Raw genomic sequence first — 14721 nt, 5'->3', positions numbered from 1 at the left:
GTCTGCAAGATGGTGCCGGAGCAACGCGTCAAGACCTGCAACTACACGGTCTGCCACATGGTGCCCGAGCAACGCGTGAAGACCTGCACCTACACGGTGTGCCACATCGAGCGTGAGCAGCGCGTGAAGACCTGCAACTACACGGTGTGCCACATGGTGCCCGAGCAACGCGTGAAGACCTGCACCTACCAGGTCTGCCACATGGTTCCCGAGCAACGCGTGAAGACCTGCTGCTACAAGGTCTGCCACATGGTTCCCGAGCAACGCGTGAAGACCTGCTGCTACAAGGTCTGCCACATGGTGCCTGAAGAACGCGTGAAGACCTGCAACTACACGGTCTGCAAGATGGTTCCGGAACAGCGTGTGAAGACCTGCTGCTACAAGGTCTGCCACATCGTGAAGGAATGCCACTCGAAGCAGGTCGCTTACCAGTGCTGCCACATGGTTGCCGAGAAGTGCTGCAAGCAAGTGCCCTACACGGTGTGCAAGCCCGTGCACTTCACGAAGACCATCAACGTAACCCGCTGTGTGCCGAAGCAAGTGGCCTACACGGTCACCCGCTGCGTGCCGCGAGTGGTGTGCAAGCAAGTCCCGGTCACGATCTGCTGCCCGGTTCCTTGCTGCCCCGCTCCCTGCGAGCCGAGCTGCGGATGCGGCGGCTAAACGGCTAGAATGTTCGAAAAGTTCTCCTCTCGCTCCTGAAAGCTGAGGAGGGCCTGGTTCTGCAAGTACGGCGGTCCGATCCAACGTGGGTCGGACCGCCTTTTTGTTTTCAGGCCAAGTCGATTTCCGGCCGCCAATCGCTTCCGTGCCGATAGAATCAGATTCTTGCGGGGAAAGCCGGGAAGAACGCATCCCCAAGATCTGCCGGCCCGCGGCGAATCACTCGCTAGCGACCAGTGGAAATGCTCAGCCGAAAGTCCAGCGGTCGCCTGCGCGATTGCCGCTTGCGCGATTGCCGCCTGAACCCTGGCCTGAAAGGAGCCCGCCATGATCCACCGAGCCCGCCCGAGTGCCTTGCGTTTCGCGCTCCTGGTACCCGCCGGCGTCGCGTTGCTGGCCGCCGGTTGCATCCAAGCCGACCGCCATACGGCCGAATCCGAAGAAACGCGCGACCTCCCCACGGTCGGCACGCAGAAAGTCTCGATCAAGACCGACAACGGGTTCGTCCGGGTGCGCCCCGCCGACCCAGGCGTCGACACGATTCACATCCGCGCCGAAATCCGCGCAACGGGCCACACCCCCGCCGAAGCACAGGAGTGCCTCGAGGCCATCGAGATCACCACCCCCGTCTCGGGCGCCGACGACGCCACGCAGGAAATCAGCTGGGCCTGGCGCGAGCCGCGCCGCAGCGGGTGGCGGGCGGACGTTTCTTTCACCGTCACCATGCCGCATCAGCTCGATCTCGACGTCAAAACCGATAACGGACAAATCGACGTCGTGGGAACGACCGGCGCTTGCCATGTGCATACCGAGAACGGCGCGGTGCGCGTCGTGGCGGCCGAGGATGAGCTGAAGGCCCAAAGCACCAACGGCAGCATCACCGTGGACTCGCCGGCCGAGGAAGTGCGGCTGCGTACGACCAATGGCGCTATTTCCGCCCGGCTCACCAACGATCGCCGCGTGTCCGGCGGCATCAAGACCGATAACGGCGGCATCAAACTCTCGCTGGCCAAGGATGCCGGCACCGTGATTCAGGCCCGCACCTCAAACGGCCGCATCCGCAGCTCCTTATCACTCAGCGAACTCGAGCGCAAAGGGCGCACCTACCTCGCGGGCAAGCACGCCGGCGGCGGCGAACTGTTGTCGATCGAAACCCACAACGGCGGGATCACCCTGGCAATCGCAGAGCCGAGCCGTAACGATCAAGATCAAGACGACTAGGTCCCCTGCGAGCCGCGCACGCCGCACCATCGGATCGTCGGCATTGCGGCGAAAGGCACAAGCCCGGATTAAACGGCGGCGATGCGCTACGACGAAATGTCATTTCAAGAAAGTACATTAGCTAGAGAAACTTTTTTGTTGACGCTCGGCACCTTCCTATATATATTCTGCACGCATCCCTATCATCCGCTCGTCATCCGAGGAGCGCACGATGGCCGTTGTGCTGCGAAGGTACTGGCCTTTCTTTCTGACGCTCGTCGTCGTGAGCGGCGTCCTTAGCTTCGCTACGGTCCGGTATGGTTCGCTGGCCGCCGCCCGTGCGTACCTGCGTGGCGATCAAATTGTCGCTGAGCCCGCCGTCGTTGATCTCGGTGTTATTAGCGCTAACTCGCCTGCGTATGCTTCGCGTTAACCAATATGCGGTGCTGCTGTTGGCGACCGCGGGTTCGGTCGCTTGCGCGGGCGAGAAAGAAGACCAATTCCGTCGAGACTACCCAAAGCGCGCCGCGAAGTTAGAGGAATTCTACACGACCCTGGAGATACATGCGCGCAGGTCGTTTTCCAACGATGCGGGGGGCGAACCTCGTCGTTCGGACATCATATATTTTGGCGGCGGTAACCGCTTCGCGTTAGTCGACGAGTCCAATTCAGAAAGCGAGGCGGCCGCGCGTCGCTCTGCGAACTCGATTCGCGTCGCGGCACCTCAATGCTCGTTCATGCTTCGCTCTCAGCCAGACGGCACGCTGGCCGCAACGGATCTGCGCCGAGATGCGGCCGGCTATCAGAAAAGCGTATCGACGATCCGGTCCGGCGCCCGATTTGCCACTGCGCCTTATTCCTTCATGAATGAGCCGATTTCGGAATACCTGAAAGGGAAATCGATATCCGTCACGAAGGTTGCGGACGACGTCATCGATGACCGAAGCGTGGTCAAGGTCCATTGGAAGAACACTCTGAAAAACGGAGACTTGACGGGCTGGTTCGCGTTCCGGCCCGACAATGAATGGGTGCTCGACAGCTACGTAATCGAAGTGCGCGAGCATCAGGCCAAAGTTCCCTTCCCGGGAAGGATTTGCGGCAAACTCGAATACGCGCAAGACAGCCGTTTCGCGTTCCCAACCGTGGCAAAGGCAGTTTTCTGGACGGAACTCCCGGAAGCCGAAGGCGCTCGTTCGCAAATTGACGAATACACGGTGACTAGTACGTCGCTTACGCCGGCCGATACGAAAGTATTCGATCTGTCGTACTACGATCTTGAGCCGACGGCTCGTAAGCGGCGCGGCGCTTACTTTTGGCTCGCGACGGCATTGGTCGTTTCCATGATGGGGGCGATCGGCTTTCGCATCCTTGCGCAAAGGCGCGGAAACAGAATGTAGCGATCTCCCGGTCCATCGAAGGCGCCACCCGCAGTATGGTTGGGTAGAACAGCCTGTACGCAATGACGCGCCGTCACGCAAGAAAGAGAATCACGTCAGTAAGCGTATCGGCTTGACGGCCGGGCAGTGACCTTTGGTCTTGGTCGACGAGGGTTCCGAGTTTCGGATTCGCATGCGGCGATACACTACGACGAAATGTCATTTCAAGAAATTACATTAGCTAGAGAAACTCGTTTGTTGACGCTCGACACCATTTCATGCACCATTTCCATTGACAAAAAATACTTGACAGGGGCGCGTCCGTTTCGCTACTCTCACGCCATAGATGGGCGGATTACACTGGAGGGGCACATGGCGATGCCCTCGCGGCGATTTGTGCCCGTGTTTGCAGCTTTAGCTATCGCAGTGGCGGTTACGATCGTCACTTATGCGACGGTGCGATTCGGCTCATTCAACGTCGCCCGCGCGTACATCCGAGGTGACGCCGTGGCGGTTGATCGCACAACGTTCGATCTCGGTCAGATTAAATCGAGTGTCCCCCTTGACGTCGTAGTGCCCGTGCGCAATTTGGGCGCGGACGGGCTGAGAATCACGGGCAGCAGGGCGACGTGCGGTTGCGTGCATGTGGCATCAAAATTGCCACTTCTAATTGAGCCCGGCGCGATCGGGGTCGTGCGGTTATCGGTCGAGGCCGACGAAGAAGAACGTGAGTTTGAAGAGCGCATCAAGCTTTTCGTCGACGTAGCCGACCCAATTGTCGTTACGGTCAAGGCGGTTGTTAAATGAATTTCCGTTCCTCCCTTGGCACGAAGGAATACGAAGATGCGAATCCTGTTTGAATTAGTCGCGGTCATCTTTTTGAGTGTCGCAATTTGCACTGCGTCGCTAGCCGTTATTGCGGCGCCCACGAACATCGCGTGGGCAAATCAAGCCTGTTCCGGGATGTGCGCTACAAACGACGACGACAAGAGCTGTAAGTTCGAGCGGAACCCCTGCCCGCCGCCAGACGACTGCATCTGCGTGACGACGACAAAGATCAGTGGGAGCGTCTGCAATTGCGTACACTCGTCCTAGCCGTGGTGATATGTTTAGCGGCTTATCGTCCCGCGCGCAGCATATGGGCGAGCGAGCTTGATGAATTCCGCCGCGATTACCCATCGCGCGCGGAGCGGCTGAAGCTGTTCTACGGCTCGCTTACTTTGCAGGGGCAAGAGTCCTATTGGCAGCGCGCCGGCGAGGCGCCGGACATTACCGAACTTTCGTACTGGGGCGACAACGGACGGTACTGTGTCGAGTGTCGGTACGGGCCGACCGCTCATGTTAGCAAGCGGCGGTTCGAGGGCGGCAGAAGTATCTTCTGCGCCGCCCCGAAGTGTTCATTCAGCATTGGGTCAGAACCGGACGGAACGCTTGTGGTCACCGATCTTCGACGCGACGGTGCTGGATATAAAGCCGCATGTACTGCCGTACTTAGCCACGCACGATTCGCATCTGCACCGTACAGCATTCTGGACGCGGAGGTAGCTGACTTTGTAACGGATCCTGCGATGCGGCTGACCGGGATTACGCACGAGGTCAGCGATGGACAAAAAGTCGCGACGGTGACATGGCGCGTTGCAATCAACGATGCCGATCGAGGCGGCTGGTTCAAGTTTCTGCCGGATTCTGGCTGGGTGTTGACCGGCTATGAGATAGCGCACCGGAGGCACGGCTCAAAGTTTGCCAAACCTTCAAAGCAGCGCGGTGAAGTGTCCTATCGGATGGATCGGGGCTTTGAATATCCGATCGTGGACAAGGTGCGTCAATGGGGTGAGCAGCCGGAGAACAATGGTGTTGAATCAAGCTTGCTGGAGTCGAGTGTTGCCCGAGCAACAGCAGGCGTTGCAAATAAGGGCGTATTCGAGCTTTCACACTACAATCTCGAGCCTGTCGCGCGCAAGCGGCGCAGTGCTTATTTCTGGTTAATTACCGTTCTGGTCACATCAATGGCGGGCGCAATTATCTTCCGCTTGCTCGCCAGCCGTCTGCAAAAGCAGTGAAGATGCCATAGTCGGCGGATTGAATCAAGTGCCGGATGCCGACGTATTCAGCCTTCCGCCTCATCATCTGGTGCTGTGGATTGGAAAACGACAGCGTTCATAATTGTACCTGTCAACTGACGATCAATATCAACGACCAATGTCAATGCCGGCAGTAGCTTGGTTGTAGTTGGCTCATGTAGCCTGTTTGGTACTCGTAATGGCGGCGAGTGGACGAGGCGACGATCTGGCCCGTTTCCGTCGCGAGTACCCAGGCCAATGCAAAGACGTAGCCGCGTTCTATCTGTCTCTGGAAATGACGGCTCACGGCTCCTACCAGAATCGGCCCGGTGATCCCGTGGATCTCGTCGATATCCATGTGTGGGGCGATGGCGCGCGTGTCTGCGTCGAAAGACTGTTTCTCTCGGACCGCGAGAACGTTCCCCACTGGTTCAAGGGCGGTCGCGACGTACTTTGTGCCACTCCGCGATGCTCCATTACGCTGACGTCACAGCCTGACAAAACGCTGGTTGTGACCAACTTGCGCCGCGACGAGTCCGGCTATTGTGCGGGGCTTGCGCGAGTTCGCACAGATGCAGCTTTCGTCACGGCACCCTTTTGCTTTATTAATGAAACGATCGCCGACTTCCTGCTGAAAAGCAAAGGAGTCATGCTGACGAAGCTCAACAAGAGTCAAGTCGAAGGGCAAGAAATCGCCCAAGTCTTCTGGCAAGAAAAGGCTAATGTCGCCGAACGCGAAGGGCATTTCGATTTCCTGCCTAATCGCAATTGGGTGTTGCACGGCTACGAGGTCGCAACGATCAGAAAATCCTCTCCTTATTATCCCAAGCCTTCTCGCCGATTTGCGAGCATCAAGTACAAGGACGAGGCAGACTTCGACTTCCCCCTACCGAGCGAAGTGAAGTTCTGGGTCGAGTCGCCTGAATTCGGCGGCACGCCCTCATACATACAGAAAGACGAGGTCACCAAAGTATCACGTCAGCTCTCGGACACCGATATCTTCGAGCTTGCCCATTACGACCTGGAACCACGCATTCGCAAGCGCTATGGTCCCTATTTATGGCTGGTCATTGGGTTGGTAGCGTCGACCTGCGGGGCCGTGTTCTTCCGCTACCTCGCCAGCAGAGCACGACAATCGCGCCAAGGGAAGTGAATGGCAGCCAGTCACCCAGGACGGCATACGGGCTGAAGCGGTCGTCCATGGGAATCGCCCCCACAGCGGTCGGAGCGGTGATGGAATCGAACGTCGAAACTAAACGACCGCTTCCATCAACGAGGCACGAAAATCCTCCCTCCACGTTTCGCACGATTGAACGACGAGATTCGATGGCCCGGAATCTCGTATGCCGCAACGTCCCCTCTTGAATACATCCCGAGGGGTCATGTCCTTCAAACGAAGAGACCGCAAAGAAGCCGGGGGCGTCGCTCGTTCCCATGAATCGCCGCACAACATCAGGGAAACAAATGTCATAACAGATGAGAGGTGCGATACGCACTCCCTCGAACTCGTAGACAGGAAAGACGCAGCCGTGCCTGTACCGATTCGACTTGTCTTTCTCTGCGGCAGGCAAATGACTCGGATGAAACTCTGAAAATGGAACGAGTTTGATCTTGTCATAGAACCCTTGGAATTTATGTCGAGGCACGACGACCGCCGTTGAATTGAATGTGACCTCAGAATCGCGCCGCTTGCATCCCATGATGATTACCTGATCCAGGGCATCCGAATGCTCCTGCAAACGTGCAATCTCAGCCTCTTGGTCTACCGCAATTCGCTGGTTAATCGCCTCGCCCCATAGCAAAACCCGTGCGTCGGCTGGTGCATCGGCCGCTTCGTCGCCGACTGGCATTAGGCAAATCGTGGGCCCCTCGGCAGGCACGTAGGCAAGTTGCCAATGGCCATAACCAAGGCAAAGCGCCAGCGATCCGAAAGCAACGAGCATCTCTTGCCAGCGGCAACGCCGGCGCAAGCAGTCGACAACCAGCCCATTGACGATCGCCACGATCGCACTCACACCGTATACGCCGGCGAGAGAGGCAACTTGGGCCAAACGCAGATGGTCAGCCAAAACCAGGCCGACTTGGCCCCATGGGAAGCCGGTCTGATCATAGACCCATGAGAAATGCCATCGTACAAACTCGAAGCTAACCCAAAGCAGCGGCAGCAAGAACGTCATCGGAAGCGCCGTCCGTCGCACAACCATCCGTGATAGCCAAAACATGGGCACCCAAGGCACAGAGAGGGCGATACCTTGAGCAATCCACTGGCCGACGCGGCCATAGGAAAGCGTCGCGCCACTTGTCAGCGTTCTCATCCAATCGCAATGCATCCATTGAAACACTAGCCCCGCAGCCAGTACGCCCAGGTACAATTCGAGTTGTGCTTTCTCCTCGGTAATCGCTAGGCCGAGTGGCACGAGTGCAATCCAGACGAGCCAAGTCGCGTCCGCCGGCGGCATTGCGAACGCCAGCAAAATGCCCGTAACAATTGGTAGCGTGGTAAGGTAAATACCGCGGAGGACCATGCTAATGATTCTCGCTTTTCGACTCAGTGGTTGCAAACAAATTTCACGCACGGCGTTCACAGTAGTGGAACTTTTGGTCGTGATCGCAATCATCGGGACATTGATCGCGATACTACTGCCGGCCGTGCAAATGGCGCGTGAGTCCGCCCGACGATCGCAATGCACGAACAACCTCAAGCAGATAGGCATCGCGCTCGCGAACTACCAGTCAGCGATGCTCCTATTGCCGCCTGCCGTGATCTGGCAGCCGAAGGGTGAACCACTGGGCGGCGGAAACTTGCCCATCGGGGTCATTGATCGCGTCGAGAAATTTGGCGATCCCAACCAGGACACGGTCTATGGCAACTGGGTGATGATGCTCCTGTCGCAACTTGAACAAACGAGCCTCTACGCGATCTGCAACTTCAAGAAGCCCGTTTCCGACCCGACCAACGCGCAAGTCCGCGAATCCGAGTTGTCAGTTTTTCTCTGCCCCAGCGACCCCTACGCCACACGCGACAATCACTTTCAGCGCGGTGGAACCGTCGGCCTGACGACGAACCAGTATGCACGAGGAAATTACGTGATGAACGTCGGGCCGGACGGCAACTGCGCAGGGCCAGGAACAACAGAAAACCCCTGCATCAATGGCTTCTACGTCAATGGAACCAACCTGCTTACAAACAACGATCAAGTGTGGGGGACCGGCGTCGGGGGCGTGAACAAATCATTTCCCTACGCGGCGGTCACCGATGGTCTGTCAAACACCATCGCCGTCGACGAAATTCGCGCAGGGCTGGACGTCCTCGATCCGCGTGGCGTATGGGCATTAGGGCAAGTCGGGTCGAGCCTGATCGCCCGGCACGGGATCTTCGGACTATCAGGCAGGCCAAATCCGTGCACCGCGAACGGCGAGCAGTTCATTGGCTGCACTGTCCTGCGACAAAAGCTCGGCAGTCAGCTCGATGCCGAGTGCATGGGGTGTGACCAGTCGCTCGGCGCGAATGAAATCAACGTTCAAGCCGGTTCCCGCAGCATGCATCCACAGGGTGTTAACGTGCTGGCGCTCGATGGCTCGGCACACTTCTTGAATAATTCAATGGATCAGAACGTCTGGTACGCGCTACACACTCGAGACGGTGCCGACGCCGCCGGCTGGTGACCACTTCCGGAGACGGGGGAAGAGAAGCGGGCCAGGCCCGTTGTCGACGCGACTGTCTGTCGTTATCCTCGGGGTGCGCTTCGCACGTGTTTTGCCCGAGCAGGTTCGCGGGATGTTTCACGATCACCGGCTCTTTTTTCGCCAATTCCGCGAGAACTTTCACACAACGGGTTCGATCGCCCCGAGCAGTCGTTGGCTGGCCCGTGCCCTGGCTCGTTTCGTGGCCGCCGGCGAAAGCGCTAACAGACACCCACGCCGCATCCTCGAGGTTGGCCCTGGCACAGGCGCCGTGACGCATTGGATCTTGCCCGCCTTGGCAGCGCAGGATCGGCTGGACCTGGTAGAAATGAACGATCAGTTCGTGGCGCACCTTCGCCTTCGATTTCAAAACGAGCCGGCCTGGCAAGCCTTCCAGCCCCGCACTCGCATTCTTCATCAAGGCGTGCAAGACCTGACGCCGGACGGCGGTTACGACGCGATCGTATCCGGCTTGCCGCTCAATAACTTTTCCGGCGAACTGGTCGAGCAATTGCTGGCCACGCTGACGGGCTTGCTCGCGCCCGGCGGGACGCTTTCATTTTTCGAATATGTCGCCGTGCGCCAGGCGAAGCTGCTCATCGCCCGCGGAGACGAACGAACACGGCTCCGCGCGATCAGCCAGCATCTCGGCCGCCTGCTAGGCACTCACGAATTCCGCCGCGACTGCGTGCTGCGCAACGTGCCGCCGGCCTGGGTGCATCACGTATGTGTCGGATCGAAACGATTGTGACTGCGAAGGATTCGCCGTCTGGGCCTCCGTTCTTGTCGCATTCCGGCGCCGGTCCTATACTGAATAAGTCGTGGGCTGCCTGCGATTTACGTTAGCATCGAGCCTTGAGCGTCGACACGTTACAGGCGGTAAAAATCTGCCAAGGAAGGCGTTAGGGAGACATCATGATGAGCCGCGCGGCGATTCTCATAACCGTTTTTGGACTCGGTTTCCCGGGCTTGACGAGTGCGGTTTATGCCGAGGAGCCCCCAGCGACGGAAAAGAGCGATGCGGCCGGCGCCGAGAAGGACGCGGCCGCCAAGCGCGTGGCCGAAGAATACGAGCTGCAAAAGCTGTTCGCCGACACGCTCGACCAGGTCGAGCGCAACTACGTCAAGAACATCAGCCGCCGCGAACTGATGGAGGCCGCCATCCACGGCGTGCTCTCGAAGCTCGATCAGTACTCCAACTACATCAGCCCCGAGGACCTGGGGCAGTTCAAGACGAGCGTCGAAAATCAATTCGGCGGGATCGGCATCCAGGTCGACCTCACGCGTGACGGCCGGATCGTCGTCATCAGCCCGATCGTAGGAAGCCCCGCTTACCGCGCCGGCATGCAAGCCGGGGACCAGATCGTGGCCATCGAGGGAAAGCCGACCGACGACCTGCGCACCATTCAGGACGTCATCGACAAGCTCAAAGGCGAGCCAGGCACGAAGGTCACGATCACCACGCGCCGGCCCAGCACGGGCGAGCGCCGCACGTTCTCGCTCGAGCGCGAGCTGGTGCACCTGGAAACGGTGATGGGCGACCAACGCAAGGCGGACGACAGTTGGGATTTCATGCTCGACCACGATCGCAAGATCGGCTACATCCGCATCACCAGCTTCAGCCGCGACACCGAGCAAGACCTGACCAAGGCGCTCGACGAATTGAAGCGCGAAAACGTGCGCGGTCTGATTCTCGACCTGCGGTTTAATCCGGGGGGCCTCTTGACCTCGGCCATCGCCGTGGCCGACCTGTTTGTCACGAAGGGCAAGATCGTCAGCACCGAAGGGCGCAATACGAAGTCGCGCAGCTGGGATGCCCAGGAATCCGGCACCTACGAAGGCTTTCCCATGGCCGTCCTGGTGAATCGCTATAGTGCCAGCGCCAGCGAAATCGTTTCGGCCTGCTTGCAAGATCACCATCGGGCGATCGTCATCGGCGAGCGTACCTGGGGCAAAGGAAGCGTGCAGAACGTAATCGAGCTGGAAGGGGGCAAAAGCGCTCTGAAGCTCACCACCGCCAGTTACCAGCGCCCCAGCGGAAAGAACATCCACCGCTTTCCCGACGCGTCGGAAGCCGACGAATGGGGCGTGAAGCCCGATGCCGGCTACGACCTGAAACTGGACGACGGCGAGTTGTTGGGACTGATGACGTATCGTCATGATCGGGACATCCTGCTCGTGAATCACTACCAGGACAAAGCGCGGCGCGAGGCCGCCGCGACCAACGAGGAGACGAAGGCCGATGCGCCTCCGTCGGATGCCGACAAACCATCCGGCGATAAGCCCATCGCTGATAAACCATCTCCCGACAAGCCTGCCACGCGTGCCAAACCCGATGGCGATGACGCGGCCGACGAGAAGCCGGCCGCCGACAAGCCAGCCGCCGAAAAATCGGGGGGCAAGAAGCCGTCGTTCACGGACCGCCAGTTGCAAAAAGCCATCGATTACTTGAGCGGTGAATTGGCGAAGGCGAACTAGCGATCACGCCAAATTCGCGCTGCCTTCTTTCCCACGCGCCCGATGCACCTGCTCACGATCGAATCGACCTGCGACGAAACCGCCGCCGCGGTCATTGACGATTGCTTGCAAGTCAAAGGCGCGGTCGTAGCCTCGCAGGAAAAACTCCACGAGCGCTTCGGCGGCGTCGTGCCCGAAATCGCGTCGCGGGCACACCTCGAACGAATGTTGCCGGTCATCGACCAGACGCTAAAAAAAGCCGGCGTCCGCCTCGCCGAAATCGACGCCGTGGCCGTGGCCACCACGCCCGGCCTGGCCGGTTCGCTATTGGTCGGTCTGGCGGCAGCCAAGGCCTTGTGCGTCGCGCTCGAAAAGCCGCTGGTGGCGATCAATCACTTGCACGCGCACGTGTACGCCTGCCGCATGGCGGCCGGCCGCGACGTGTTCCCCTGCATCGGCCTGATCGTCAGCGGTGGGCACACGAGCTTGTACCGCTGCCGCGACCCGCTCGACTTCGAGCTACTGGGCGGAACGATCGACGACGCCGCTGGCGAAGCCTTCGACAAGGTGGCGAGCCTGCTGGGGCTTGGCTTTCCCGGCGGGCCTGCAATTCAGAAGGCGGCGGCCGGCGGAAATCCCCGCGCCTTTTCTTTTCCGCGCTCGTTTCTGCACGACCCGCGGCTGCAATTCAGCTTCAGCGGCTTGAAGACCGCGGTCCGCTACGCGCTTGCCGCGCCGGGCACGCCGCTGCCCAAGGTCGAAGAGCTCGCGCCGCAATTCGTGGCCGACGTGGCGGCCAGCTTTCAAGAGGCGGTGGCCGACGTGCTGGTCGAGAAATCTCTGAAGGCCGTGCGCGAGACCGGCTTTCGCCGGCTGTGCGTTGGAGGTGGCGTGGCCGCGAACGCGCGCGTTCGCGAGCAATTGCAGGCCCGCTGCACCGCGGAACAGATCGAACTCTATATTGCACCCCTGGCGCTGTGTACCGACAACGCCGTGATGGGTGCGATTGCGCTTGAGCGACTACGGGCAGGGCTGACCGAGAGCCTGGACCTCGACATCACGCCGGGACTGGTGCGGTAAGCGGAGCCGCGCCCGTTAAATCGCAGCGGCGATGGGACAAGTCCTGCGCGGCTGCGCATTCGCGATCGCCGGGGAGCCCCCGACGTGACAACCTGGCCGCGCTATTCGGCGGCGCAGGCCGGAAATGTCAGAAACCGCCCGAGCCGGTCGTGCCGCCGAGGTTGCTACCACCGCCGAAGCTCGAACCCGAGGTCGAGCCGTTGCTCGTACCGCTCGAGCCGGTGACGTAATTGAACGTGTTCACCTGGCTGATGCCCGAGAAGAACGGCGTCGGGCTGACGCGCACGTAACGCCGATCATGCAATACCACGGCCGGGGCGACGGTCATATTGGCACCTGAGGGCAAGACCGTGATCACCGGCTGATAGCCCACCGCTCCCTGCAAGAAGAACGGGGCAAAGGGTAAGCCGCCGGTGGCGGCGCCAATGCCGCGGCTATTGAGGAAGCTATTCAGCGTGCCCGGATTCGCGGCCGCTGCAAGTTGCTGCCCGAGGATCTGCTGGCTGACGTGAACCTGCTTGGCGACGGCCGTGGCGAGTTGCTGCTTTTCGACCGGTTCCTGGCGACGGCCCCCCTTGAGGTCGAAGACGACGAGCGCCTCGTCATTCGTCAGCGGAATCTGCTTGTGGATGCGTGACTCGTACTTGCTCAAATAATGCGTGTAGATGTCGACCGTTACCTTGCCGGTCGTCAACTTACCCCACGCCCGCTTGATGAGTGCGCGATACACGCCGTCATAGCCGGTGGGGCAGACGTACGATTCGGAGGCCGACACGTTCGACTTCTTGTCGAGCTTGCGCGTGCCGCCCCCCAGCAACACACCGCCGCCAGTGGTGCGCCGCTCTCGCGACGAGCAAATCGTCCCGCCCGGCTCTTCCACGGCCACGTCGATGTCGGCTTCGCCGGTCCAGGATACGACCACCACCACGTCGCGAATCAGCGATTGGTCGAGCTTTTGCTGGTAAGCATCCGCCTCGGATTTGCGATTCTCGGAACGCAGGCGATCGAGAGTGGCGGCGGCGACATTGTACGCTTCTTGCCAGACACTGGCTTCGTTGTCGTCCCACGCCAGGCCGAGGATACCGACGGTCGCCCATTGCAACGCATCCAGGTCGTCCAGCTTCTTGGCGATCCGCAAGCCCAGCACGTAGGGCCGAGGCGCCACGGGCATGGCCACCGACAGTTGACGGAACAATTGCAGAGCACGTTTGTCGAGGCCGACTTCTTCCATGTATTCGGCCAGGTAGAGCATGTGGTCCGGGCCTTGCACGAAGTCGACCGCCGACATGAAGGTGCGCTCGATGTCCTCGAGCGATCGTCCGTCGGCCTGCATCGCCAGGCCCATGGCTTCATACATCCAGGGCTGAGGTTGTTGATTCTTGATGGCCGCCATGCACAGCGCGACCACCTCTTTGAATTTCTTCTCGCCGGTTAATTGACGCACCGTCTCGCGAACCGCTTGCGGCGATTCGTTGTGCGTGGCGAAGTAGTCGTTCCACGCCGTGTCGGGATCGCTGCCGGCGGGCACCTTGATGCGGGTCGCGTGCTTGGCTTCGCTCGGCGGGGTTGCGCCATGGGCGGCTTTCGTTTCGGAAGGCTGCTTCGCAGTCGCCGCTTTGGTGGTGCTCGAAGCTCGCTGGGCTCCCGGCAGCGTGACGCTGGAGGGCTTCTTTGCAGGAGTCTGGGGAGCGGTCTTGGTCGCTTCCCCCGCCGTTGCGTTGGTCTTGGCCGCGTCCGGCTTGGTTGGCGTGAGCTTGAGATCGTCCTTCACGGCGAACATGCCACCCCCCATGCCCCCCATCATGCCGCCGCCCATGCCACCCATGCCTCCCATCATGCCGCCGCCCATGCCGCCCATCATGCCGCCGCCCATACCACCCCCCATGCCTCCCATCATGCCGCCGCCCATACCGCCGCCCATGCCACCGCCCATGCCGCCCATGCGGGTCATGACCGGGATCACGAGGTCGGCCACGGGGTAGACGCGGGTGGTGAGGATTTCGTCGGCCTTTTCCTTGGAGGTGATTTTCAGGACTTCGTCCTGCACGACGTACGTCAGGTCGAACTCTTCGAGGATCAGCCGCAGCGCGCTACGCAGGCTGATGCCCTTGACGCTCTTGGTTACCGGCGCCGAGGGATCGACGGCCGCGTCGGTCAGCCCCTTGGGATCGAGCTGAATCTCGATCTCGTGCTTGCTCTTG

Annotated in this window: 12 protein-coding genes; 10 read left to right on the top strand and 2 right to left on the bottom strand. The window is 60.1% G+C overall.

Annotation, left to right across the window (positions count from 1 at the left end; genetic code table 11):
- The 6 genes from VHD36_02510 to VHD36_02485 all read left to right on the top strand — a co-directional run.
- On the top strand, positions 1 to 663 hold a 663-nt coding region (locus tag VHD36_02510), incomplete at its 5' end, for a hypothetical protein (protein HVU86164.1).
- Between the two features lie 327 nt (positions 664 to 990).
- Positions 991 to 1884 (top strand): hypothetical protein, encoded by an 894-nt coding sequence (locus VHD36_02505; protein HVU86163.1) that lies wholly within the window; start codon positions 991 to 993, stop codon positions 1882 to 1884.
- Between the two features lie 329 nt (positions 1885 to 2213).
- Positions 2214 to 3260: a hypothetical protein gene (locus VHD36_02500; protein HVU86162.1), complete on the top strand. Its 1047-nt coding sequence runs from the start codon at positions 2214 to 2216 to the stop codon at positions 3258 to 3260.
- A 195-nt stretch (positions 3261 to 3455) separates the two neighbouring features.
- Positions 3456 to 4046, top strand: a complete 591-nt coding sequence (locus VHD36_02495) for a DUF1573 domain-containing protein (GenBank protein HVU86161.1) — start codon at positions 3456 to 3458, stop codon at positions 4044 to 4046.
- A gap of 269 nt (positions 4047 to 4315) precedes the next feature.
- A complete protein-coding gene (locus tag VHD36_02490; GenBank protein ID HVU86160.1) occupies positions 4316 to 5299 on the top strand; it encodes a hypothetical protein in 984 nt (327 codons plus the stop codon).
- A 199-nt stretch (positions 5300 to 5498) separates the two neighbouring features.
- Positions 5499 to 6452 carry a hypothetical protein gene (locus tag VHD36_02485; protein HVU86159.1) on the top strand — a complete coding sequence of 318 codons (954 nt, stop codon included), beginning with the start codon at positions 5499 to 5501 and terminating at the stop codon, positions 6450 to 6452.
- On the opposite strand, the gene VHD36_02480 is transcribed toward VHD36_02485, so the two are convergent.
- The gene (locus tag VHD36_02480; GenBank protein ID HVU86158.1) at positions 6367 to 7917 is read right to left on the bottom strand and encodes a nitrilase-related carbon-nitrogen hydrolase; all 1551 of its coding nucleotides are present in this window, start codon (positions 7915 to 7917) and stop codon (positions 6367 to 6369) included. The two genes, VHD36_02485 and VHD36_02480, sit on opposite strands and share 86 nt — an antisense overlap.
- On the opposite strand from VHD36_02480, the gene VHD36_02475 reads away from it, so the two are divergent.
- The 4 genes from VHD36_02475 to tsaD all read left to right on the top strand — a co-directional run bounded on the left by VHD36_02475 (position 7904) and on the right by tsaD (position 12520).
- Positions 7904 to 8965, top strand: a complete 1062-nt coding sequence (locus tag VHD36_02475) for a DUF1559 domain-containing protein (protein HVU86157.1) — start codon at positions 7904 to 7906, stop codon at positions 8963 to 8965. The two genes, VHD36_02480 and VHD36_02475, sit on opposite strands and share 14 nt — an antisense overlap.
- A gap of 112 nt (positions 8966 to 9077) precedes the next feature.
- Positions 9078 to 9734, top strand: a complete 657-nt coding sequence (locus VHD36_02470) for a methyltransferase (protein HVU86156.1) — start codon at positions 9078 to 9080, stop codon at positions 9732 to 9734.
- 164 nt (positions 9735 to 9898) lie between these two features.
- On the top strand, positions 9899 to 11461 hold the full coding sequence (locus tag VHD36_02465; protein ID HVU86155.1) for a S41 family peptidase: 1563 nt from the start codon (positions 9899 to 9901) through the stop codon (positions 11459 to 11461).
- 42 nt (positions 11462 to 11503) lie between these two features.
- Positions 11504 to 12520: a tRNA (adenosine(37)-N6)-threonylcarbamoyltransferase complex transferase subunit TsaD gene (tsaD, locus tag VHD36_02460; protein ID HVU86154.1), complete on the top strand. Its 1017-nt coding sequence runs from the start codon at positions 11504 to 11506 to the stop codon at positions 12518 to 12520.
- A gap of 127 nt (positions 12521 to 12647) precedes the next feature.
- Here tsaD and VHD36_02455 read toward each other — a convergent pair.
- On the bottom strand, positions 12648 to 14721 hold a 2074-nt coding region (locus tag VHD36_02455; GenBank protein ID HVU86153.1), incomplete at its 5' end, for a hypothetical protein.

The sequence above is a fragment of the Pirellulales bacterium genome (assembly GCA_035546535.1).
Classification (GTDB): domain Bacteria; phylum Planctomycetota; class Planctomycetia; order Pirellulales; family JACPPG01; genus JACPPG01.
Note: the sequence above shows the minus strand (reverse complement) of the source record. Positions and strands in the feature narration are given on the sequence as shown.

What these genes read in the sequence shown, in the direction of transcription:
- VHD36_02505 (HVU86163.1), top strand. Translation starts at nt 991, where the DNA reads ATGATCCACCGAGCCCGCCCGAGTGCCTTGCGTTTCGCGCTCCTGGTA.
- VHD36_02495 (HVU86161.1), top strand. Translation starts at nt 3,456, where the DNA reads ATGTCATTTCAAGAAATTACATTAGCTAGAGAAACTCGTTTGTTGACG.
- VHD36_02485 (HVU86159.1), top strand. Translation starts at nt 5,499, where the DNA reads ATGGCGGCGAGTGGACGAGGCGACGATCTGGCCCGTTTCCGTCGCGAG.
- VHD36_02480 (HVU86158.1), bottom strand. Translation starts at nt 7,917, where the DNA reads ATGATTGCGATCACGACCAAAAGTTCCACTACTGTGAACGCCGTGCGT.
- VHD36_02470 (HVU86156.1), top strand. Translation starts at nt 9,078, where the DNA reads ATGTTTCACGATCACCGGCTCTTTTTTCGCCAATTCCGCGAGAACTTT.
- VHD36_02465 (HVU86155.1), top strand. Translation starts at nt 9,899, where the DNA reads ATGATGAGCCGCGCGGCGATTCTCATAACCGTTTTTGGACTCGGTTTC.
- tsaD (HVU86154.1), top strand. Translation starts at nt 11,504, where the DNA reads ATGCACCTGCTCACGATCGAATCGACCTGCGACGAAACCGCCGCCGCG.